This is a genomic window from Pedococcus sp. P2_E5, assembly GCF_056403895.1.
The window spans coordinates 1-20340 of sequence record NZ_JBFUEP010000038.1 but is presented as its reverse complement, the minus strand read 5'-3'; the positions used below and the strand labels follow the sequence as shown (position 1 = coordinate 20340).

20 protein-coding genes and 1 riboswitch are annotated in these 20340 nt (G+C 70.8%); of the genes, 6 read left to right on the top strand and 14 right to left on the bottom strand.

The genetic code is table 11. The features are described from left to right. Positions 1-17 precede the first annotated feature (17 nt). Positions 18-623, top strand: a complete 606-nt coding sequence (locus AC1DVZ_RS13825) for a hypothetical protein (protein WP_477618777.1) — start codon at positions 18-20, stop codon at positions 621-623. Here AC1DVZ_RS13825 and AC1DVZ_RS13820 read toward each other — a convergent pair. Together AC1DVZ_RS13820 and AC1DVZ_RS13815 are read right to left on the bottom strand one after the other, a co-directional pair. Continuing rightward, positions 593-1912 carry a hypothetical protein gene (locus AC1DVZ_RS13820; protein ID WP_477618776.1) on the bottom strand — a complete coding sequence of 440 codons (1320 nt, stop codon included), beginning with the start codon at positions 1910-1912 and terminating at the stop codon, positions 593-595. The genes AC1DVZ_RS13825 and AC1DVZ_RS13820 overlap by 31 nt on opposite strands. A gap of 69 nt (positions 1913-1981) precedes the next feature. Continuing rightward, positions 1982-3463: a glutamate-cysteine ligase family protein gene (locus AC1DVZ_RS13815; RefSeq protein ID WP_477618775.1), complete on the bottom strand. Its 1482-nt coding sequence runs from the start codon at positions 3461-3463 to the stop codon at positions 1982-1984. 163 nt (positions 3464-3626) lie between these two features. Between AC1DVZ_RS13815 and AC1DVZ_RS13810 the strand changes: the two genes are divergently transcribed. Together AC1DVZ_RS13810 and AC1DVZ_RS13805 are read left to right on the top strand one after the other, a co-directional pair. Continuing rightward, a complete protein-coding gene (locus AC1DVZ_RS13810) occupies positions 3627-4811 on the top strand; it encodes an exonuclease SbcCD subunit D (RefSeq protein WP_477618774.1) in 1185 nt (394 codons plus the stop codon). After that, positions 4808-7885 (top strand): AAA family ATPase, encoded by a 3078-nt coding sequence (locus tag AC1DVZ_RS13805; RefSeq protein WP_477618773.1) that lies wholly within the window; start codon positions 4808-4810, stop codon positions 7883-7885. The genes AC1DVZ_RS13810 and AC1DVZ_RS13805 overlap by 4 nt, the downstream gene beginning before the upstream one ends. Before the next feature lie 19 nt (positions 7886-7904). Here AC1DVZ_RS13805 and gcvP read toward each other — a convergent pair whose 3' ends face one another. From gcvP to clsA, 10 genes are all read right to left on the bottom strand, one after another. Further along, positions 7905-10787, bottom strand: coding sequence for an aminomethyl-transferring glycine dehydrogenase (gene gcvP / locus AC1DVZ_RS13800; protein WP_477618772.1), 2883 nt, complete (start codon positions 10785-10787; stop codon positions 7905-7907). A gap of 72 nt (positions 10788-10859) precedes the next feature. Further along, positions 10860-10967, bottom strand: a riboswitch (glycine riboswitch). A 71-nt stretch (positions 10968-11038) separates the two neighbouring features. Next, the gene (locus tag AC1DVZ_RS13795) at positions 11039-11629 is read right to left on the bottom strand and encodes a MerR family transcriptional regulator (RefSeq protein ID WP_477618771.1); all 591 of its coding nucleotides are present in this window, start codon (positions 11627-11629) and stop codon (positions 11039-11041) included. A 213-nt stretch (positions 11630-11842) separates the two neighbouring features. Further along, entirely contained in the window at positions 11843-12340 is a 498-nt protein-coding gene (locus tag AC1DVZ_RS13790; RefSeq protein ID WP_477618770.1) for a bifunctional nuclease family protein, read from the bottom strand. Positions 12341-12359: 19 nt separating this feature from the next. Beyond that, entirely contained in the window at positions 12360-13061 is a 702-nt protein-coding gene (gene ftsR / locus AC1DVZ_RS13785) for a transcriptional regulator FtsR (protein WP_477618769.1), read from the bottom strand. Between the two features lie 60 nt (positions 13062-13121). Further along, positions 13122-13595 (bottom strand): FHA domain-containing protein, encoded by a 474-nt coding sequence (locus AC1DVZ_RS13780; RefSeq protein ID WP_477618801.1) that lies wholly within the window; start codon positions 13593-13595, stop codon positions 13122-13124. A gap of 138 nt (positions 13596-13733) precedes the next feature. After that, positions 13734-14120: a glycine cleavage system protein GcvH gene (gene gcvH, locus AC1DVZ_RS13775; RefSeq protein ID WP_477618768.1), complete on the bottom strand. Its 387-nt coding sequence runs from the start codon at positions 14118-14120 to the stop codon at positions 13734-13736. A gap of 73 nt (positions 14121-14193) precedes the next feature. Beyond that, positions 14194-14943, bottom strand: a complete 750-nt coding sequence (locus AC1DVZ_RS13770) for a DUF881 domain-containing protein (RefSeq protein WP_477618767.1) — start codon at positions 14941-14943, stop codon at positions 14194-14196. Next, entirely contained in the window at positions 14940-15272 is a 333-nt protein-coding gene (locus tag AC1DVZ_RS13765) for a small basic family protein (RefSeq protein WP_056920954.1), read from the bottom strand. Before AC1DVZ_RS13765 ends, AC1DVZ_RS13770 begins: the two co-directional genes overlap by 4 nt. Beyond that, on the bottom strand, positions 15269-16270 hold the full coding sequence (locus tag AC1DVZ_RS13760) for a DUF881 domain-containing protein (RefSeq protein ID WP_477618766.1): 1002 nt from the start codon (positions 16268-16270) through the stop codon (positions 15269-15271). The genes AC1DVZ_RS13765 and AC1DVZ_RS13760 overlap by 4 nt, the downstream gene beginning before the upstream one ends. After that, the gene (clsA, locus tag AC1DVZ_RS13755; protein ID WP_477618765.1) at positions 16267-16896 is read right to left on the bottom strand and encodes a cardiolipin synthase ClsA; all 630 of its coding nucleotides are present in this window, start codon (positions 16894-16896) and stop codon (positions 16267-16269) included. The genes AC1DVZ_RS13760 and clsA overlap by 4 nt, the downstream gene beginning before the upstream one ends. A 41-nt stretch (positions 16897-16937) precedes the next feature. Here clsA and AC1DVZ_RS13750 point away from each other — a divergent pair, with 41 nt between their 5' ends. Beyond that, positions 16938-18095 (top strand): MalY/PatB family protein, encoded by a 1158-nt coding sequence (locus tag AC1DVZ_RS13750; RefSeq protein ID WP_477618764.1) that lies wholly within the window; start codon positions 16938-16940, stop codon positions 18093-18095. A gap of 61 nt (positions 18096-18156) precedes the next feature. On the opposite strand, the gene AC1DVZ_RS13745 is transcribed toward AC1DVZ_RS13750, so the two are convergent. Next, positions 18157-18600 carry a YdeI/OmpD-associated family protein gene (locus tag AC1DVZ_RS13745; protein WP_477618763.1) on the bottom strand — a complete coding sequence of 148 codons (444 nt, stop codon included), beginning with the start codon at positions 18598-18600 and terminating at the stop codon, positions 18157-18159. Positions 18601-18636: 36 nt separating this feature from the next. On the opposite strand from AC1DVZ_RS13745, the gene AC1DVZ_RS13740 reads away from it, so the two are divergent. Next, entirely contained in the window at positions 18637-19305 is a 669-nt protein-coding gene (locus AC1DVZ_RS13740; protein ID WP_477618762.1) for a DUF2461 domain-containing protein, read from the top strand. After that, complete coding sequence (locus AC1DVZ_RS13735; RefSeq protein WP_477618761.1) at positions 19302-20069, top strand: class I SAM-dependent methyltransferase; 768 nt, start codon at positions 19302-19304, stop codon at positions 20067-20069. Before AC1DVZ_RS13740 ends, AC1DVZ_RS13735 begins: the two co-directional genes overlap by 4 nt. Before the next feature lie 52 nt (positions 20070-20121). Here the strand turns inward: AC1DVZ_RS13735 and AC1DVZ_RS13730 are convergent. Next, positions 20122-20340 (bottom strand): zinc-binding dehydrogenase (locus AC1DVZ_RS13730; protein WP_477618760.1); only part of this gene is annotated, 219 nt, incomplete at its 5' end.

The window sequence follows — 20340 nt, the reverse complement described above, 5'->3', positions numbered from 1 at the left end:
GATCGAGCCGCCGATCGGTGCTCACGGTCGCCGCTCTGCCGGTCGCTCTGGCCCTGGCCCTCGGCGCGTCGAGCCAGCGGCTCGTGGACCGGTGGTGGCCGACCTTCCCGAACGAGCGGCTGTCGGCCGCGGCGGACGGCTCGGTGCGGCTCAGTGACACGCTCGAGGACGCCCGGGGCAGCCACCGGCGGGTCGTCACCATGCGCTTCGTCTCGCTCGAGCGCGTGAACGAGTACCAGGCCTCTCCCGGTTCGAAGGCCGAGCCGGCCAAGGTCCCGGCTGGCCAGTCCCTGTGGCGCCTCACGATGCACTTCGCCAGCGACCCGCAGACCATCCTGGGTGCGTGTGAGGTCCAGGTCCGCGACGCCGAGGGAAGGCAGTACAGCCCGGGCGTCGGCGATGCTGTGGAGGGTGCCTTCGAGTACACCAGCTGCACACCGCCCGGCCGGGCCGGCCCCATGCCTGCCCTGTCGGCAGACGCTCCCGCCCAGTCGTTCGACCCGCGACCCGCCGAGTACGACCGGCGCCAGCACCTGTTGCTGCCGTCGGGCGTCACGCCTGACAACGTACGCGTGTGGTTCGACACCCCGCTCTACGCGGAGTTCGACGTCCCCGGCACCTGAGCTGCCACGACCCGACCACCCTCGACCTGGTCGTCGTCGACCGGGTCACTGGGCCGGGTCGACTCGTCCTCGTCGAGGTGGCCGAGGATCCGGTCGATCGCTGCCCCGAGCAGCGCGACCAGCACCACGGTGTAGACCCCGCGGCTGATCAGCGAGAGGTAGGGCGAGAGGGTCAGGGCGTCACGGAAGTCTCGCGGACCGACGACCCGGCGCAGGGCCTCGGTCACGCCGACCTCGACCTGCCTGCTGAGCAGGAACACGAGGCAGAAGAGCAGCATCGGCGCCAGCCCCGCCACCGCGAGCAACCGGATCCCGTTGCCCAGGGCGGAGAAGCGTCCACGGAAGTTCGCGGTGGCCTCGCGTCCCACGCGACGAACGGGCGCGGGCAGCCGCGTCACCGCGCGCCCCCACGGGGCACCGGGGTGGTCCCCTGCCGGGGTGACCCGGCGACCACGCGCCTCGAGCTCGCGTCCGTAGACGACCGCTCCGACGGTCAGCCACGCGATCGGCACCACGATGACGGCGTCCGCCTGACCGATCGCGCCCCAGAACCACTGCACCACGGCATCCACGGGTCGTCCCAGTGGACCCAGCACGTCGACGAGCCCAGCCCAACGATCGAGCAGCCACCCTGTCAGCTGCCGGGTGCGCACCCAGCTCTCGATGTCGCCGGTGAAGTTGGACAGGCGCTTGGCGAGGATCCAGACCCAGAGCACCTCGACGTAGGCGGCGAACAGTCCCCAGCCGACCGCCTTCTCGGGCAGGTCGAGCCGGTCGAGGAGCCAACGGACCACCAGTGCCCCGACGACGATCCCCACGAGTGCGACGCCGCTGGCGATGTTGGTGCGGTCGCCGTTGAAGGTGCTGGGTCCGAGGCCACCGCTGCGCTCGAGGAGCTCGTCACTCGTGGCCGCGTTGAGGAACGCGCGGGTGTCCTCCTTGAGGTACTGCTGCGACACGTAGACGGTGAGGAACGGGACCAGCGTGCTCGCAAGGAGGGTCAACCGACTCACCGCCGGGGGCCGAACGTGGTGGAGGCTGGGCGCCAGCTCGCGCAGCGCGAGGACCAGCGCGGTCAGCGTGGCCATCGGCACGAGCGGCAGCACGAACGCGGCCGTGGTCGAGTGGGTCTCGCTGAGCCACACGCAGAACCACAGCAGCCCGTTGTGCGCCGCGGCGCCGAGCAGATAGATCAGCGTCAGCATCGGCCAGTGCCGCCCCAGCAGCTGCGCGGCACGAGCGATCACGGCCCCGGMGTCGCCGATCGCACCTACGAGAGTCCCCCTCACGGCACCAGATCATAGGGGCAGGTATGCCGCGGGGACGCCCCCGCGGCATACCTGGCCGGTTGCGTCAGCTCACGGCAGAGGCCACGTGTGCACCGGCTCGTTGCTGTGCATGTGCTTGGCGTAGAGGCGCAGCATCTCGGCCAGGGCCTTCTGGCGGTCCATCCCCGCCTGCTCGAAGCGCTCCACGGCGTCGGTCTGCCAGGTGGCGCCGTTGGTGCTGGTCTTGCAGCGGCCCTCGATGACCGAGAGGTAGCGGTCGCGCACCGCCTCGGAGACGCCCCAGTCGGCCAGTCCCTCGTGCGCCATCGGCAGCAGGTGGCGCAGCACCAGCTCCTCGGCGCGCACCTCACCGAAGCCCGGCCAGTAGAGCCGCGACTCGATACCGTCGCGAGCCGCGTTGTGGAAGTTCTGCTCGGCGGCGGCGAAGCTCATCTTGCTCCAGATCGGCCGGTCGTCGGAGGCGAGCTTGCGGATCACGCCGTAGTAGAAGGCCGCGTTGGCCAGGACGTCGACCAGGGTGGGGCCCGCCGGCAGGACGCGGTTCTCGACGCGCAGGTGCGGGGTGCCGTTGACGACGTCGTAGATCGGCCGGTTCCAGCGGTAGACGGTGCCGTTGTGCAGGCGCAGCTCGGCCAGGTTGGGCGCCTCGCCGGCCGCGAGCTTGGCCACCGGGTCCTCGTCGCTGACCTCCGCCAGCAGGGCCGGGAAGTAGCGGACGTTCTCCTCGAAGAGGTCGAAGATCGAGGTGATCCACCGCTCGCCGAAGAAGACCCGGGGACGGACGGCCTGGTTCTTCAGCTCGATGCTCCGGGTGTCGGTGGCCTGGCTGAACAGCTCGATGCGAGTCTCGGCGTGCAGCCGCTTGCCGAAGAAGTAGGGCGAGTTGGCGGCCAGCGCGATCTGCGGCGCGACGAGGGCCTGGGCGGCGTTCCAGTGCCCGGCGAAGTCCTGCGGTGCGACCTGCAGGTGCAGCTGCACGCTCGTGCAGGCCGACTCGGGGGCGATCGAGTCGCAGTAGGTGGCGATCCGTTCGCCCGTCGGGCCCTCGATGTCGAGGTAGATGTCCTCGCCACGGGCGTAGAAGATCGAGTCGTTGAGGGCCGTGTAGCGGTTGTTGGCGCTGATCCAGTCGCCCTCGAAGTGCTCGGGCATGATCGTCGGCAGGATGCCGACGGCGACGATGTGGGCGCCACGCTTCTCCGCGGCGGCGCTGGCCGCGTTGAGGGAGGCGCGCATCTCGTCCTCGAGCTCGATCGCCGAGTCGCCCGGCAGCGGGCGTGGCGGGACGTTGAGCTCGATGTTGTAGCGGGCCAGCTCGGTCTGGTAGCCGGGGTCGGCGATCTCCTCGAGCACCTCGGCGTTGGCGAACTTCGGCTGGTAGGAGTCGTCGACGAGGTTGAGCTCGATCTCCATGCCGGTCATCGGCCGGTCGAACTCGAACTGGCTGGTGGCCAGCATCCGCTCGAAGACGTCGAGGTTCTGGCGCACCTTCTCGCGGTAACGCTGGCGCTGCTCGCGCGTGTAGCTTTGCGCGTTGACCTCTTCGCCCACGGCACCTCCTGGGTGTGGCAGCTGGGATGTCCTCCCCAGTGCTGGGAGGACCCAGCGCTGTGATGACCTGACGCTGTCATGCATGACGTGACGCTGTGATGACCTAACCACGTGCAGGGCGCGCCTGCCAACGGCTGTCGGTGCGCACTCCTAGCCTGCAGGGGTGCGGTTCCTCCACACTTCCGACTGGCACCTGGGGCGTTCGTTCCACCAGGTGGGGCTCCTCGGCGCCCAGGCGAGCTTCCTCGACCACCTCGTCGACACGGTCCGCGCCGAGGGGATCGACGCGGTGCTGGTGTCCGGAGACGTCTACGACCGCGCCCTCCCCTCGCCAGACACCGTCGACCTGCTCTCGCAGGCCGTCACCCGCTTGATCGACGCGGGTTCCGCGGTGGTCCTTTCGAGCGGCAACCACGATTCCGCCATTCGCCTGGGTTTCGCCAGCGACCTGCTCGCGCGCTCGGGACTGCACATCCGCACCGCAGCGCAGTCGATCGGCGTGCCCGTGATGGTGGGCGACGTCGCGGTCTACCCCGTGCCCTACCTCGAGCCGGCCGTGGCTGCCGAGCCGCTGCGCACCGCTGAGCGGTCGCACGCCGGCGTGCTGCGCGCCGCGATGGCCAGGGTGGACGCCGACCGGGCCCTGCGGGGCGGGCGCTCGATCGTCATGGCCCACGCCTTCGTGACCGGCGGGGCGACCAGTGACTCCGAGCGTGACATCTCCGTGGGTGGTGTGTCGGCCGTGCACCCCAGGACCTTCGCCGGCACCGACTACGTCGCCCTGGGCCACCTGCACGGACGACAACAGGTCAGCGACAGGGTGCGCTACAGCGGGTCCCCCGTGGCCCTGTCCTTCAGCGAGGCCACCCAGACCAAGGGTTCGTGGCTGGTCGAGGTGACCGAGGCGGGGGTGCACGTCGAGGGCGTCGACTCACCGGTGGAGCGGCCGCTGGCCGTGCTCAGGGGCGATCTCGAGGCACTGCTCGCCGACCCTGCCCACACACGGGCGGAGGGGGCGTGGTGCCAGGTGACCCTCACCGACCCGATCCGACCACTGGGCGCGATGGAGCAGCTGCGCCGACGCTTTCCCCACACGCTGCTCCTGCAGTTCGACCCCCAGGGCGCGCCGGTGTCCGTGCGCAGCTACGCCCAGCGGACCACCTCCGAGTCCGACCTCGATGTGTGCTGCTCCTTCCTGACCCACGTCCGCCAGGGCCACCGGCCCACGAGTGAGGAGCAGGCGGTCCTGGCGTCGGCCGTCGAGGCCGTGCGGGTCCTTCGCGCGGGCAGCGACGACGAGGGGCAGCTGCCGCTGACCCTGCCCAGTGAGCGGGAGGGTGCGGCGTGAGGCTCCACCGGCTCCAGGTGACCGCCTTCGGGCCGTTCGCCGGCACCATCGAGGTCGACCTGGACGCGGTGTCCGCCGGCGGGCTGTTCCTCATCCGCGGTGCCACGGGCGCCGGCAAGACCAGCCTGCTCGATGCGGTGGCGTTCGCGCTCTACGCCGATGTCCCCGGAGCCCGCTCCAAGAAGCAGCTGCACAGTGACCACGCAGAGCGTGGCACGGTTCCCTCGGTCACTCTGGAGTTCACCGCCACCGGGCGGCGCCTGCGGATCGAACGCTCGCCGGAGTTCCACCGCCCCAAGTCGCGGGGTGGCGGCGAAACCAAGGTGCAGGCCAAGGCGGTGCTCTGGGAGCACCGTGGTGGTCAGTGGGTGGCCCTCAGCACCCGGCACGACGAGATCGCCGACCTCGTCGCAGACGTCCTCGGCATGGGGCTCGAGCAGTTCAGCAAGGTCGTGCTGCTGCCCCAGGGCGACTTCGCGGCCTTCCTTCGCGCCACGCCCGAGCAGCGCCGCGAGCTGCTCGGACGGCTGTTCGACGTGTCCGCCTTCGCGGGCATCGAGGAGTGGTTCGCCGCGCAGCGCAAGGACTCCGCGACGGTTCTGGCCGAGCACAGAGCGGCCCTGAGAGCCGACCTCGCCGTGCTGGCGGACGTGCTGGCGGACGCCCCGACGATCGAGGGCGGCGCTGAGGACTGGTCCGACCTGCCGCTGGCCGAGCTGCCGTCGGCGCTCGATGCCGCCCGCGCGGCGCTGGACGCGGGATCCGTCGCGAGGCTGACCACGGTGGACGCCACCCGACTCGCCGACGCCGCCGCAACGACCACCTACGCCTCAGCCGCCGAGACGGCTGCTCGGCGCCTGCGTGGGCTGGAGGCGCAGGAGGCCCTGGGCGTGCTCGAGGCGGAGCACGAGGCACAGGGCGCCGCCCTGGCCCGCATCGAGCTGGCCGAGCGCGCCGGCTCCGTCGCCGGTGACCTCAAGGCACTGGAACGCGTGGCGCTGTCCCTCGAGGCCGCCCGACGTGGGGTGGCGTCGACCGAGCCCGAGGTAGCGGGCTGGGCCCTGGTCGAGGGCAGCGTGGCCGCTATCGACCGCCTGGTGGACGGCCTGGCCACCGGCGACGGCACGCTGACGACCGCCGCGCGCCTGCGGGCCTCCGTGACGGAGCGTCACCGGGCCCACACGAGGCTGGTGCAGGAGCTCGCCGCCACCACGAGCGCGGTCGACGAGGCCACGGCCGCGTTGTCGACGCACCGGGCCGAGGCTGTCGCGGCGCAAGAGGCCGTCGCCCTGGCCCAGCGGGGCGCGGCCCGGCTCGAGACCGCGACGGCCACGGTGGAGCGCGTCTCGGCGCTGTTGAGGTCACGCACCACGCTCGACGCCACGCTCGCCGAGCTGGCTGAGTGCGAGTCGGCGATGGGTGCCCAGCGCACCCGTGCCCAGGACCTGCGCGACATCTACCAGGACCGACGCCAGGCCAGGCTCGACTCGATGGCCGGCGAGCTGGCGAGCCGGCTGGAGCAGGACCGGCCGTGCCCCGTGTGCGGCGCCGCCGACCACCCCGCCCCTGCACCCTCAGGCGATCTCGTCACGCCCGCCGAGGTCTCCGAGGCCGAGACTGCGTGGCAGGCGGCAGCCACCGCGCTCGGCGCCACCGAGCGCACCGCCGCCGCCCTGGGGGCCACCGTCGCACACCTGCGCGAGCAGCTGGGCGACGAGGCCCGCGACCAGGTGGCCCTTGGCGTGGCCGTTGCCGAGGCCCGGGGCGAGCTCGCGGAGGCGAGTCAGGCGGCAACGGCCCTCGAGCAGGCCCGCAACCACGCGGAAACGGTGCGGCTTGCCGTGGACTCGGTCGCTGCACAGCTGGCGGCCCTGCGCGAGAGTGCGGTCACGGTGGGATCACGCATCGGCGCGCTCGAGACCGAGCTCGAGACCGAGCGTGAAGCACTGACCGCGGCGGTTACCCAGCACGCCGACACGTGTCCCTGCGCAGAGTGGGGTCGAGCGCCAGAGTCGCAGGGCCAGACCCTGCGCGATCCTGATCAGCTGGGCCGGACCGCCGCTGCCCACGCCACGGCCACCGCAGCCGCCACCGCACACGCTGCCGGTGTTCGCGACCTCGACCGGGCGACCCGCGATCACGCCGAGGTCGTCGCCGCCACGGACGAGTCCTTCAGCGCAGCAGGGTTCCCCGACGCGGAGCAGGCGCGGTCAGGACTCCTGTCGGCAGCCGAGATCACGCGCCTGCGCAGCGCGGTGGTCGCCCACGACCAGGCCGTCCTCGTGGCCCAGACCACCCTTGCCGAACCAGGCGTACAGGAGGCCATGGAGGCGCCAGCGTGCGACGTGGCCACCCTCGCGAGGGCCCGCGACGCGGCGCACGCGGCGTACACGGCTGCGGTGGCAGCCGACACCCTCGTGCGGCGCACGCTGGACGGCCTGGACCGGGTCCGGGGCTCCATCACCCGGCGGTGTGGGCAGATCCTTGCGGCAGAGGCGAGGCATCAGGTGCTCCGTGAGCTCGCCGACGCCGTGGCCGGCACCAGCGCGAACAACGCCCTTCGGATGCGGTTGTCGGCCTTCGTCCTGGCCGCTCGGCTGGAGAAGGTCGCCACCCTCGCCAACGAGCGGTTGTCCGGTATGGGAGAGGGCCGCTACCAGCTGCGGCACACGGACCACCTGGCGGCCCGCGGGGCACGCAGCGGTCTCGGGCTCGAGGTGCTCGACCTGTGGACCGGGCACGCGCGCGACACCTCGTCGCTGTCGGGCGGTGAGTCGTTCATGGCCTCGCTCGCCCTGGCCCTGGGGCTGGCCGACGCCGTCCGTGAGGAGTCCGGCGGGTTCGACCTGCAGACCCTCTTCGTCGACGAGGGGTTCGGCACCCTCGACGACGAGAGCCTCGAGCAGGTCATGTCGGTGCTCGACGACCTCCGCGAGGGCGGCCGTGCCGTGGGGGTCGTGAGCCACGTCGCCGAGCTGCGCACCCGCATCCCCAGCCAGATCGTGGTTCGCAAGACCGAGCGCGGCTCGTCGGTGCACGTGACCACCACCGACGAGGCCGCGCCCGCGGCCTAGCGAACCAGGCTCACGCCTCTCAGCTCTCGAACGCCTCCGGCGGAGGGCAGCTGCAGACCAGGTTGCGGTCGCCGTAGGCGCCGTCGATGCGAGCCACCGGGGGCCAGTACTTGTCGGCTGCCTCGACCCCGACCGGGAAGGCCGCCGCGGACCGCTCGTACGGGTACTCCCACTTGCCGGCCAGCGCCTTGGCGGTGTGCGGAGCGTTGCGCAGCATGCTGTCGACGACGGCCACCTCACCGGACTCGACCTCGGCGATCTCCTGACGGATCGCGATCATCGCGTCACAGAAGCGGTCGATCTCGTAGCGGTCCTCGCTCTCGGTCGGCTCGACCATCAGGGTGCCCGCCACGGGGAAGGACATCGTCGGCGCGTGGAAGCCGTAGTCGATCAGTCGCTTGGCCACGTCGTCCACGCTGACCCCGCTGCGCTTGGTCAGGTCACGCAGGTCGAGGATGCACTCGTGCGCGACGACGCCGTCGTGGCCGGAGTAGAGCACCGGGTAGTGCTCGCGAAGCCGAGCGGCGATGTAGTTGGCGTTGAGCACGGCCACCTGCGTGGCGCGGGTCAGACCGGCGCCGCCCATGAGGCGCACGTAGGCCCACGAGATCGGCAGGATGCTCGCCGAGCCGTAGGGCGCGGCCGAGATCGGTCCGACTCCCGTCTCCGGCCCTGCCTCGGCCGCCAGCGGGTGGTTGGGCAGGTGCGGCGCCAGGTGCGCGCGGACCGCCACCGGACCGACGCCGGGACCGCCGCCACCGTGCGGGATGCAGAACGTCTTGTGCAGGTTCAGGTGCGAGACGTCGGCACCGAACTTGCCGGGTCGGGCCAGGCCCACGAGGGCGTTGAGGTTGGCCCCGTCGACGTACACCTGGCCACCCGCGTCGTGCACCAGGGCGCACAGGTCCGTGATCGTGTCCTCGAAGACACCGTGGGTCGACGGGTAGGTCACCATGATGGCGGCGAGGTCGTCGCGGTGCTGGCCCACCTTGGCCCGCAGGTCGTCCATGTCGATGTCACCGCCGGGGGCGGTCTTGACGACGACGACCTTCATGCCCGCCATCACCGCACTGGCAGCGTTGGTGCCGTGGGCGCTGGCGGGGATCAGGCAGATGTTGCGCTGCGACTGGCCGTTCGCCGCGTGGTAGGCGTGGATGGCCAGGAGCCCTGCGAACTCGCCCTGTGAACCGGCGTTCGGCTGCAACGACACCGCGTCGTAGCCGGTGATCTCGCAGAGCCAGTCGGACAGTTCGGCGATGAGGTCACGGATGCCCTCGGTCTGGTGGGCCGGGGCGAAGGGGTGCAGGTGGGCGAACTCGGGCCAGGTCACGGCGACCATCTCGGTGGTCGCATTGAGCTTCATCGTGCACGACCCGAGCGGAATCATGCCGCGGTCCAGGGCGAAGTCACGATCGGACAGCCGGCGCAGGTAGCGCAGCATCGAGGTCTCGCTGTGGTGGCTGCTGAACACCGGGTGGGTGAGGTAGTCACTCGTCCGGACCAGGTGCTCGGGCCACGAGAGCTCGGCGATGGTGACCTCGGTCGGTCCGGGAACGCCGAACGCGCTCCACACGGCCTCGAGGTCGCGCAGGTCGGTGGTCTCGTCCAGGCTGATCGACACGTGGTCGGCATCGACGCGCCAGACGTTCACCCCTCGCTGGGCTGCTTCGCTGAGCACCTCGTCGGCCCGACCGGGCACCGACACCGTGATGGTGTCGAAGAAGTTGGTGCTCACGACGTCGATGCCCGCAGTCGTCAGGCCACTGGCCAGGGTCTCGGCGTGGCCGTGGACTCGCCGCGCGATCGCGGCCAGGCCCGCAGGGCCGTGGTACACGGCATACATCGAGGCCATCACGGCGAGGAGCACCTGGGCCGTGCAGATGTTGGACGTCGCCTTCTCGCGCCGGATGTGCTGCTCGCGCGTCTGGAGGGCGAGCCGATAGGCCGGCGCCCCCTCGGTGTCGACGCTCACCCCGACGAGTCGGCCGGGCAGGGACCGTTCGAGGCCGGCGCGCACACTCATGTAGCCCGCGTGGGGACCGCCGAAGCCCATGGGTACGCCGAAACGCTGGCTGGTGCCCACGGCGACGTCGGCGCCCCACTCCCCCGGCGCCGTCGCCAGGGTCAGGGCGAGCAGGTCCGCGGCAGCGGTCACGAGAGCACCCGCGTCGTGGGCGGCCGAGGCCAGCGCGCGCCAGTCGCGCAGCTCGCCGTCTGCCCCGGGGTACTGCACGAGGACACCGAAGACGGCGCGGTCCCCCGCCGCGGCCCGGAGGGCGGCGGCGGAGTCGATACCGTCGAGGTCGGCCACGACGACGGCGAGGCCCAGCGGCTTGGCACGGGTCTGCATCACGGCGAGCGTCTGGGGGAAGACATGCCGGTCGACGGCCAGCACGGCGTCGGCCGCGACCTTGCTGGAGCGACGCATCAGCGTCATGGCCTCGGCGGCCGCGGTCCCCTCGTCGAGCAGCGACGCCCCGGACGTGGTCAGGCCGGTGAGGTCGCTGACGACCGTCTGGAAGTTGAGCAGCGCCTCGAGCCGGCCCTGGGAGATCTCGGGCTGGTAGGGCGTGTAGGCGGTGTACCAGGCGGGGCTCTCCAGGACGTTGCGTTGGATGACGGCAGGGGTGATCGTCCCGTAGTAGCCGAGCCCGATCATCGACGTCATCACCTGGTTGCGACGAGCCAGGGCGCGCAGCTCCTCGATGACGGCCGCTTCGGACGCCGCAGGCTCCACGCGGAGCGGGCCGTCGGTGCGGATCGCACCCGGCAGGGCGTGGTCCACCAAGGCATCCAGTGAACTGTGCCGGACGGCCGCGAGCATGACGTCGACATCGGCATCGGACGGGCCGATGTGGCGCCCGGCGAACTCGGGCAGGTCGGTGGTGAACTGGGCGGACATGAGGCTCCTGAGGCTCGGTGTGCTCGGATCGCCTCCCCTTCTGTCACGGCGCGGACGCCGCTTCAGAGGTGCCTGTCCCACGCAGTCCTGGCGCCTGAGAGGTTCCGGGGAGTTTGCCCCTTCGGCGCCCCGCCGTGCTACCCGTGAGGGTGCACGCGGGGACTCTCCCGCGCGGGATGTTCAGCGCAGCCAATCTACAACACAGCCGCCGTTCCCGAGGGAACGGCGGCTGTGTTGGACGTTCGGGCGGGTCAGGCCAGGCGGGCCGCGCGGCGTTCGCGCAGCTCATCACCGGGGTGGTCTGCAGGCACGTCGTCGTCGGTGCGCTCACTGGGGAGGGCTGCGAGCTCTCCCTCGACCTCGCGCCAGACGCGGCCGACGGCGATGCCGAAGACTCCCTGACCACCCTGGACGAGGTCGATGACCTCGTCGGCGGACGTGCACTCGTAGACCGAGGCGCCGTCGCTCATCAAGGTGATCTGGGCCAGGTCCTCCACACCACGCTCGCGCAGGTGGTTGATCGCCACGCGGATCTGCTGGAGGGACACCCCGGTGTCGAGCAGGCGCTTGACGACCTTGAGGACGAGGATGTCCCGGAAGCCGTAGAGCCGCTGCGTGCCGGAACCGGTGGCGCCACGCACCGACGGCTCGACCAGGCCGGTGCGGGCCCAGTAGTCGAGCTGGCGGTAGGTGATGCCGGCCGCCTTGCACGCGGTCGGGCCGCGGTAGCCGATGTCGTCGCTCAGCTCAGGTAGGTCGTCCGTGAACAACAGCCCCTGTGCCGAAGCCGGCACGCTCGTGTGGCCGTGCTGAGCCTCGTTGCTCGGGTTCACAGCGCTCACCTCCTGGAAACTTCTACTGGATACCGCTGCGGGCAATGCCGAGGCGGTGTAGTTACACCGATCGCATTACGGGTCTGTGCCGAAGGTACGGCCGCGCGGAACCAAAGGTCAACAACCACTCGACCTTGGCGCTTCGGCGTGTCGCGGCCGAACGGCATACTCTCGATGTTCAGTTGAGGGTGATGGTTGTGAGCACAGGCAGGGCATTTGTCCCTAGCCAGTTGTCCCGGTTTCGTCTGGTTTGGTCTCGAAGTCCTCGGCCGATACGTGGTCCAGGAACTCACGGAACCGCTCGACCTCGTCGTCCTTGTCCTCCTCGCCGGACATCGCGACTCCCGCCTCCTCGAGCAGCGACTCCCCCGCGACGATCTGCGTGCCGGTGCGCAGGGCCAGGGCGATGGCGTCGGACGAGCGGGAGGAGATCTCGGTGGTGCCGTCGAGGATCAGGGCTGCGTGGAAGACCCCGTCACGGAGCTCGACGATGCGCACCTCGGTCAGCCGGTGGCCCAGTCCCTCGATGACGTTCTTCATCAGGTCGTGGGTGAGCGGACGGGGCGGCTCGATGCCCTGTTGGGCGTAGGCGATGGCCGTGGCCTCCGCGGCGCCGATCCAGATCGGCAGGTAGCGGTCGCCGTCGCGCTCGCGCAGCAGCACGATGGGGTGGTTGGTGGGCATCTCCACCCGGACGCCGAGGACCTCGAGCACCTTCACCGTTCCACCTTAACCCGGTTCAGCCGCGCTGGAGCCCGTCCCTCACGAGTGCGGTGTGCAAGGCGATGCACAGGCGCAGGACGTCACCGGTCGGATCGGTCGTGGAGCCACCGCGCGCCGCCTTCGTCGACGTTGGACGGTGAGGAGTCACGACCTGCTGGACCAGACCGATCTCGCGGTCGGCCGCGGTGCGGAACGGCCTCAGGTGGCGGGGTTCGAGGCCGTAGGCCGCCAGCTCGGCAGCCGTGTGCGCCACCGTGAGTGCCGCGTCCCCGAAGTGCCCCGTCGCGTCGGGGTGCAGCAGGCCGTAGTTCTCCAGCGCGTCGACCGTGTCGGCATCGAGCCCCGAGGACGTCGCCAGCTCGGCCCGGGTGAGTCGCAGGGACCCGACCGCCGTGAGCGCCTCGGCGCTCGGCACCTCAGGGTCCGCGACCGGGGTCGGGACGGTGGGACGCGGCATACCGGTGTCCGTGCGCTCGGGTGTCAGGCCACGGTCCAGGGCGTCCAGCGCGGCCGCGATCACCTTGAGCGGCCAGAAGTGGTCGCGCTGGGCGGTGAGGATGTAGCGCAGCCGGTCGAGGTCCTGCACGGCGTAGGTGCGGTAGCCCGACCCGGTGCGCGCCGGCGTGACCAGTCCCTCGGCCTCGAGGAAGCGGATCTTGGAGATCGTGACGTCAGGGAAGTCCTGCTTGAGGGCAGCCAGGACCGCACCGATGGTCATGGACTGTCGCGTCGTGCGAGCACTCACCAGGAGCCTGTGTTCCGTGTCGGGAAGGCTTGGTCAGGCCCTGCCGGCATAGAAGACGAGTCGGAACTTGCCGATCTGGACCTCGTCGCCCGTCTGCAGCGTGGCCTCGTCGATCCGCTCGCGGTTCACGTAGGTGCCGTTGAGCGAGCCGACGTCGCGGACCACGAAGGTGTTGCCCTCACGCCGGAAGTTCGCGTGCTTGCGCGACACCGTGACGTCGTCGAGGAAGATGTCACTGTCGGGGTGGCGGCCCGAGTTCACCTCGTCGTCGTCGAGGAGGAACCGGGCTCCGGTGTTGGGGCCACGCAGGACGACCAGCAGCGCGGTGCCGGGGCGCAGCGCGTCCACGGTCGCCTGGTCGGCCTTGCTGAGGGAGATCTCGACCTCGGCGCTCGTGTCGACCTGCTCGAGGTCGTGGATGCCGGGCAACCGCATCGTCGTCGGCTCGTGCGGACGCGATGTCGGCTCGTTGTCGCCGCCGCTCGCGGGCGGTTGAGGGGACGACATCTGGTCGTCGTTCTCGGTGCCGTTCATCAGGTCCGCACTCCTCGTGGTGGTTCTGTCCGCCCCCTCTAGCAAAGCACAAACCCTAAGGGACGCCGGTGTCGTCTGCAGCGAAATGTGTGAACGGGCGCCCCCAACGGGTCAGAGGAGGGCCTGGTATGCCGCTGGGTCGAGCAGGGCTGCGACGGCTGCGTCGTCCGACGGTCGCAGCTCGTACATCCAGCCCTCACCATAGGGGTCGCTGTTGACCAGCTCGGGGGTGGCGTCGAGGGAGTCGTTGACTGCTGTCACCTCACCGGCGAGGGGCGCGTACAGGTCGCTGACCGACTTGGTCGACTCGACCTCGCCGCACGCGTCTCCGGCGGCCACCGTGTCGCCCACCGTCGGGAGGCTGACGTACACGACGTCACCCAGGGAGTCCTGCGCGAACGAGGTGATCCCGATCCGCACCGTGCCGTCGTCGCCCGACCGCACCCACTCGTGCTCGGCCGTGTAACGCAGGTCCTGGGGGTACTCCAGCTCGCTCATGATGCTCCTCGGTGGATGGTGGTGGGACGGACCCGTCGGCGACCGCGGTGCCAGCGAGCCACGCTGGTGGTGCTCAGGGTGACGGCGCCGGGACGGGCCGAGCGTAACGAGGCTCGCTCAGACTGTGCAATGCGGTGATGGCGACATCGTCGGACTGCCGCACCGTGGGCAGCGCACCGTCTCCACGGACCGACTCGCTCACGCCGCCGGGGATCTCCATGGCCGAGGCCATCGTCGCGCTGTCGCCGATGGCCTTGATGACGTAGGGCGGCGCGACCCGCTCTCCCCCGATCTCGATCGCACCGTCGACGTCGGCGAACCAGGTGTCGGCCACCACCCGCACGTCCCCGATCTGCACCGCCTCGGCTCCGGCGTCGCGCAGCTCCTGCAGGGCGTCGAGCAGTCGGGCGGCGGTGATCTTGTGGTCCGGGTCGTTGATGGTGATGACGACGCCGGGACCCGTGGCCGGTGAGGTGCCGGTGAGGATGCCCAGGGTGTCCAGCCGCTCCTGGGCGGACTTCAGGGCCTCAGCGCTGGAGTCGACCCCCGAGATCAGCTTGTCGCGGCTCACCTCGAGCTCGCGGGAGTCCGACGCCAGCCGGTCCTGCTCCTGGCTGACGTCGTCGAGGATGCGCACGAGCTCGTCCTCGCGCAGCTGTTCCAGTCCGCTCTGGTTGGTCTGCTGCACCTGGGTGGCGATGGCGAAGCCGAGCACGATCGCCAGCAGCGCGGCGAAGGCGTTCGCCCGGGTCGCCCGCGGTCGGGCCATCCGGAACAGGGTCCTCCACGACGAGTCCGGGGACTCCGGACGGTCAGCGCTCATGCCTTGAACAGGTGCCTGCGGATGGAGGCGACGTTGGAGAAGATCCGCACCCCGAGGACCACGACCACGCCGGTGCTCAGCTGCGAGCCCACGCCCAGCTGGTCACCCAGGAAGACGATGAACGCGGCGACCACCACGTTGGCCAGGAACGACACGACGAACACCTTGTCGTTGAAGATGCCGTCAAGGACGGCACGGACCGCTCCGAAGACGGCATCGAGCGCCGCGATGACCGCGATGGGCAGGTAGGGCTGCAGGGCGACGGGCACGTCAGGACCCCAGAGGAGTCCCACCAGCACGCCGCCGATCAGGCCGAGCAGGGGTATCACGGTGAACTCTCCGACGTGGACGGGGTGGACGAGCTGGACGACCTTGACGAGCCGGTCGAACCGGTTGAGCTGGAACCGGTCGGGGCCGGTGAACCGGTCTGGGGCTTGGGGACCGTCGCCTCACGCACGGTGAGCGACGTGGCGGCGGGCAGGGTGAGCCTGTCCGCCGCGTCTATGGAAACACGGATGCCGTAGTTGTCCTTGAGGGCGCGCGCGTAGGCACCGCCGTCGTTGTCCGCGAACTCCACCTGGAGGTCGTCGGGGTCGCCGATCACGCTGATCGTGTAGGGCCTGGCCAGCGGGCGGTAGTTGACGAGGATCGCCTCGCCCGCGAAACGGATCGCCGAGGTGGACGTCAGCCGCTGGCCGTTCACCGAGATCGCCTCGGCACCGGCCTCCCAGAGGCCGTTGACGACGATCTGCAGGTCCTTGGAGAAGACGATGCCGTCGTCCTTCTTCCCGTCGGTGCGCGGGTTGCCGTCGGCGCTGGTGTCGCCACTGCCCGGGGCGTTGTCGAGCTGGACCGTGATCCCCGTGCCCGTGACCGACTGGGCGCCGGAGGCCAGCGTCAGCGCCGCGAGCCGGGTCTGCAGCGAGGACTCGTCCTGCCCGAGGGCCTGAGCCTGGAGCCTGTCCACCTCGGCCTGCACGGCGCGCAGCGCAGCCCCCTGCTTCTCCACCGCGGCCCGTCGGGTCTCGATCTGGCTGACCAGGTTGGCCTTGGCCTTGATGGCGGACGACGACGGTGTGCGCAGCGCCACGGCACCGAGGGTCAGCAGCAGTCCCGCGACGACCGCGGCGACGACGACGGTCGGAGTCCGCGTTCCGGTGCTCGGCGGCAGCCCGGCGGCCTCGCGCTCTGCGGCTGCCGCGGCATACCCGGGGTCGAGGGGCCGCTCCATCATCGAGATGAGCAGCGTCATCGACTCGTCGGGACGCCTCCCCGGCGTGGTCACCGGTGGCGGCTCGCCGCGGTGCGACGTGGGTCCGGGGCTCATCTCGCCGGCACCGTGTGTGCGGCGACCACCTGCCGGGCCTGCACGATGTACATGGCCCCGGCGATCCAGTAGAGGACGGTGCCCCACCACGCGAAGGCCCAGCCGATCGGCAGCGCCCACTCGGCGAACGTGCTCGTGCCCTCACCGAGGAGCAGCAACGGGAACGCGTAGAGCAGGTTGAACGTGGCCGCCTTGCCGACGAAGTGCACCGGCAGACCGGTCTGGCCATAGCGACGGATCCGCCACAGGACCGCTGCGAGCAACACCTCGCGGCCCACCAGCGCCACGACCAGCCACCAGGGGATGATGTCTCGCAGGGCCAGGCCGAGCAGGGTGGTGGCGATGTAGAGCCGGTCCGCGAACGGGTCGAGCAGCTGGCCGAGGCGGGACTCCAGCCCGAAGCGACGCGCGATCTTGCCGTCGAGGTAGTCGCTGACGCCGGAGAGCATGAGCGTGACGAGGGCGATGACGTCGTGCTCGGCCAGGATCGCCCACAGGAAGATCGGCACGCCGACGAGTCGCAGCACGGACAGCACGTTGGGCAGGGTGAGGACACGGTCGGAGACGACGGGCTCACTGACGAGCCTCCCCCGATCTCGCTMCCCCCGATCCTGTTGTGCTGGCACGCAGGCAGCCTAACTGCCAGCCCGTCGTAGAGTTCGCAGGCATGGGCAACCCGCTTGTCGACAACCCACTCCTCGGTCCCGGCCTCGATCGCCTCCGTGAGCGGCGCAGCGTCAAGTGGCGGCTCTACGACCCGGACATCCTCCCCCTCTGGGTCGCCGAGATGGACGTCGTGCCGGCCGAGCCGATCCAGCGGGCCGTGGCCGAGGCGATGCAGCGCGGCGACACCGGCTACCCGTGGGCTGCCGACTACGCGGAGGCACTGTCCTCCTTCGCATCCGAGCGGTGGGCGTGGAAGCCGGACCCGACCACGATGCAGATCGTGCCCGACGTGATGCTCGGCGTGGTCGAGGTCCTCAAGCTGGTCACGGGTCCGGGTGACGCGGTCGTGGTCAACTCCCCCGTCTACCCACCGTTCTTCGACTTCGCGAGGCACCTGGACCGCCGCGTCGTGGAGGCGCCCCTCGATGACCGGGGCCGGATCGACCTCGCGTCCCTGGAGCGGGGCCTGACGGAGGCCACGCGCGGTGGTGGCCGCGCGGCATACCTGCTGTGCAACCCGCAGAACCCGACGGGCGTGGTGCACACCCCCGAGGAGCTCACCGCCGCGCTCGAGCTGGCGGAGTCCCTCGACGTCCGGGTGGTGGCCGACGAGATCCACGCCCCGGTGGTCCCCGCTGGCGCGAGCTTCACGTCGGTGGCCTCGCTGCCCGCGGGGTCGCGGTCGATCTCGGTCATGTCCGCCTCGAAGGCGTTCAACCTCGCCGGGCTCAAGGCCGCGATGGCCGTGCCGGGGCCGGACGCCGCCGCCGACCTGGCGCGGATGCCCGAAGAGGTGTCGCACGGAGCGAGCCACGTCGGGGTGATCGCGCACCGCGCCGCCTACCTCGACGGCGGGGCCTGGCTGGACGCCCTCCTGACCGGACTCGACGAGAACCGCCGCCTGCTTGCCACCCTCCTCACGGAGCACCTGCCCGAGGTGGGCTACCGCGTCCCGGAGGGGACGTTCCTGGCCTGGCTCGACTTCAGTGGGCTCGGGCTCGGTGCCGATCCAGCTGCGGTGCTGCGGGAGCGGGCCCGGGTGGCGCTGCACCCGGGGCCCGGTTTCGGCCAGGGCGGCGCCGGCCACGCGCGCCTGAACTTCGGCACGTCACCCGACATCGTCCGCGAGGCCGTGCGCCGGATCGCCGCCTCGCTCTGAGTCATCCCCCGCTTCGCTCTGAGCCATCGCCGCTGCGCACTGAGTCATCCCCCGCTTCGCTCTAGGCCTTGGCCTGCAACATCTCCACGGCCTTGTCGATGCGTCGCCGGCGCGTCTCGGGAGTCTTGGCACCATTGATGGCGTCCACGTGGGCCCGCTGGTGGCTGTAGGCCTGTCGGGCGAAGGCCGCCTTGGCATCGGGGACGACCTCGAGGGCCGCGGCGAAGTCCTCCGGCACCTCGACCTCGCGGGGGGCTGTGTCGAGCTCGAGGGTCACCTCGACGACATCGCCACCGGCCGCCCCCGTGAGCGCCCGGTTCTCCGCGCTCACGCCGACCATGAACGTCCCGCCCATCACGGCCACGCTGCTGCGGTAGGTCTTCCCGTTGATCGTGACGTTGACCTTGGGACGCTTGCCGCCCCCGAGGGCCTCGACCACCTCCGGCGGCACCTCGATCCCGGTGGCCGTCCCGCCTCCCTGCTTAACCTGCGTCGTGAACTTCATGACCGCGAGGGTATGCCGCGTGGCAGAGTGGGCGCCATGGCTGACCGTTCCGCCTTCGAGGGCTTTCCAGCCTGGGGTGTGACCTTCTACCAGGAGCTGGAAGGCAACAACACCAAGGAGTTCTGGGCGGCCAACAAGGCGCAGTGGGAACGCGACGTGCGCGAGCCGATGCTCGCCCTCGTCGATGCGCTCGAGGACGAGTTCGGCCCGGCGAAGCTCTTCCGCCCCCACCGCGACATCCGGTTCAGCGCGGACAAGTCGCCCTACAAGACCCACCAGGGGGCGATCGCTGGTCCGGCTGCGGGAGTCGGCTACTACGTCCAGCTCAGCGGTGACGGGCTCGCAGTCGGTGGCGGCTTCCGCACCCACTCCCCTGCCCAGACGGAGTCGTTCCGACGGGCGATCGCAGCCGACACCTCCGGAGTGGAGTTCGAGGGCATCGTCACCGAGCTCGCGCGCAAGGGCTTCGACCTGGAAGGCGACACACTCAAGACGCGCCCCAAGGGGTTCGACGCCGACCATCCGCGACTGGACCTGTTGCGGCGCAAGGAGATCATGGCGCTCAACCGCGTTGGTTCGCCCAACTGGCTGTCGACACCTGCCGCCCTCGACCAGGTCCGGTCGTCCTGGGCGGCGATCCGCCCCCTCACCGACTGGGTCATCGCCAACGTTCCGGCGGCAGAGGCGCGTGGGAGGGGACGATGAGCTTCCAGGTGCCCGCGCAGGCCTACGGCAGCTTCATGGGGCGGTTCTCCGAGCCGCTCGCCGACGAGTTCGTCGAGGTCGGACGACTGGCCCCCGGACAGCGCGCGCTGGACGTCGGGTGCGGACCGGGGGCGCTCACGGCCCGGCTCGTCGCCGTGGTCGGCGAGTCCGGAGTCAGTGCCGTCGATCCCTCCGAACCATTCGTGGCCGCCGCCAGGGATCGCTTTCCCGGTGTCGACGTCACCGTGGGTCACGCAGAGTCGCTGGCCTTCGAGGACGCCATCTTCGACGCAGCCCTGGCCCAGCTCGTGGTGCACTTCATGAGCGACCCGGTCGCCGGGCTTCGCGAGATGGCCCGGGTGACGCGGCCCGGAGGTGTGGTCGCGGCCGCCGTGTGGAACCACGCCGCCAGTGCTGGTCCCCTGTCGCTGTTCTGGGGAGCGGTACGCGCGGTGGACCCCCGGGCGGAGGGAGAGGGCGACTTCGCCGGCGTGCGGGAGGGCGACCTCGCCAGGCTGTTCGTCGCGGCCGGGCTGGACGCGCTCGAGGAGTCGGTCCTGACGGTGCACGTCCCGTTCGAGTCCTTCGACCAGTGGTGGGAGCCGTACACGCTGGGCGTGGGCCCGGCCGGTCAGTACGTCCTGGGCCTCGACGACTCCCGGCGGGACGCACTTCGGGACGAGTGCCGACGCAGGGTGCCCGAGGGCGCGTTCACGGTGGAGGCATCAGCCTGGTGCGTCGCCGCCACCGTCCCGACCGCCTGAGCGCCGTCGCGAGCACCTGAACCACGGCCCGCCCGCAGAGACGGCGCCACCATCACTCCGACGTCGTGCTGGGCACGACGCTGACGATGACGTTGCCGATCTTCTGGCCGCTGCCGGCATACCGGTGGGCCTCCACGATCTCGGCCAGGGGGTAGCTGCGGTCGATGACCGGGCGGAAGGCACCGGTCTCCATGAGCCCCGCCAGTTCCTCGATCATCGCCTGGTTGTGGGTGGGGATGGGGAAGAGCACCCGCTGGCCGCGACTGAGCGG

Coding starts and splice junctions, on each gene's coding strand:
- AC1DVZ_RS13770 (WP_477618767.1), bottom strand. CDS start 14,943: ATGAGCGCTGACCGTCCGGAGTCCCCGGACTCGTCGTGGAGGACCCTG.
- AC1DVZ_RS13760 (WP_477618766.1), bottom strand. CDS start 16,270: ATGAGCCCCGGACCCACGTCGCACCGCGGCGAGCCGCCACCGGTGACC.
- ftsR (WP_477618769.1), bottom strand. CDS start 13,061: ATGACCATCGGTGCGGTCCTGGCTGCCCTCAAGCAGGACTTCCCTGAC.
- AC1DVZ_RS13740 (WP_477618762.1), top strand. CDS start 18,637: ATGGCTGACCGTTCCGCCTTCGAGGGCTTTCCAGCCTGGGGTGTGACC.
- AC1DVZ_RS13735 (WP_477618761.1), top strand. CDS start 19,302: ATGAGCTTCCAGGTGCCCGCGCAGGCCTACGGCAGCTTCATGGGGCGG.
- gcvP (WP_477618772.1), bottom strand. CDS start 10,787: ATGTCCGCCCAGTTCACCACCGACCTGCCCGAGTTCGCCGGGCGCCAC.
- AC1DVZ_RS13750 (WP_477618764.1), top strand. CDS start 16,938: ATGGGCAACCCGCTTGTCGACAACCCACTCCTCGGTCCCGGCCTCGAT.
- gcvH (WP_477618768.1), bottom strand. CDS start 14,120: ATGAGCGAGCTGGAGTACCCCCAGGACCTGCGTTACACGGCCGAGCAC.
- AC1DVZ_RS13780 (WP_477618801.1), bottom strand. CDS start 13,595: ATGTCGTCCCCTCAACCGCCCGCGAGCGGCGGCGACAACGAGCCGACA.
- AC1DVZ_RS13745 (WP_477618763.1), bottom strand. CDS start 18,600: ATGAAGTTCACGACGCAGGTTAAGCAGGGAGGCGGGACGGCCACCGGG.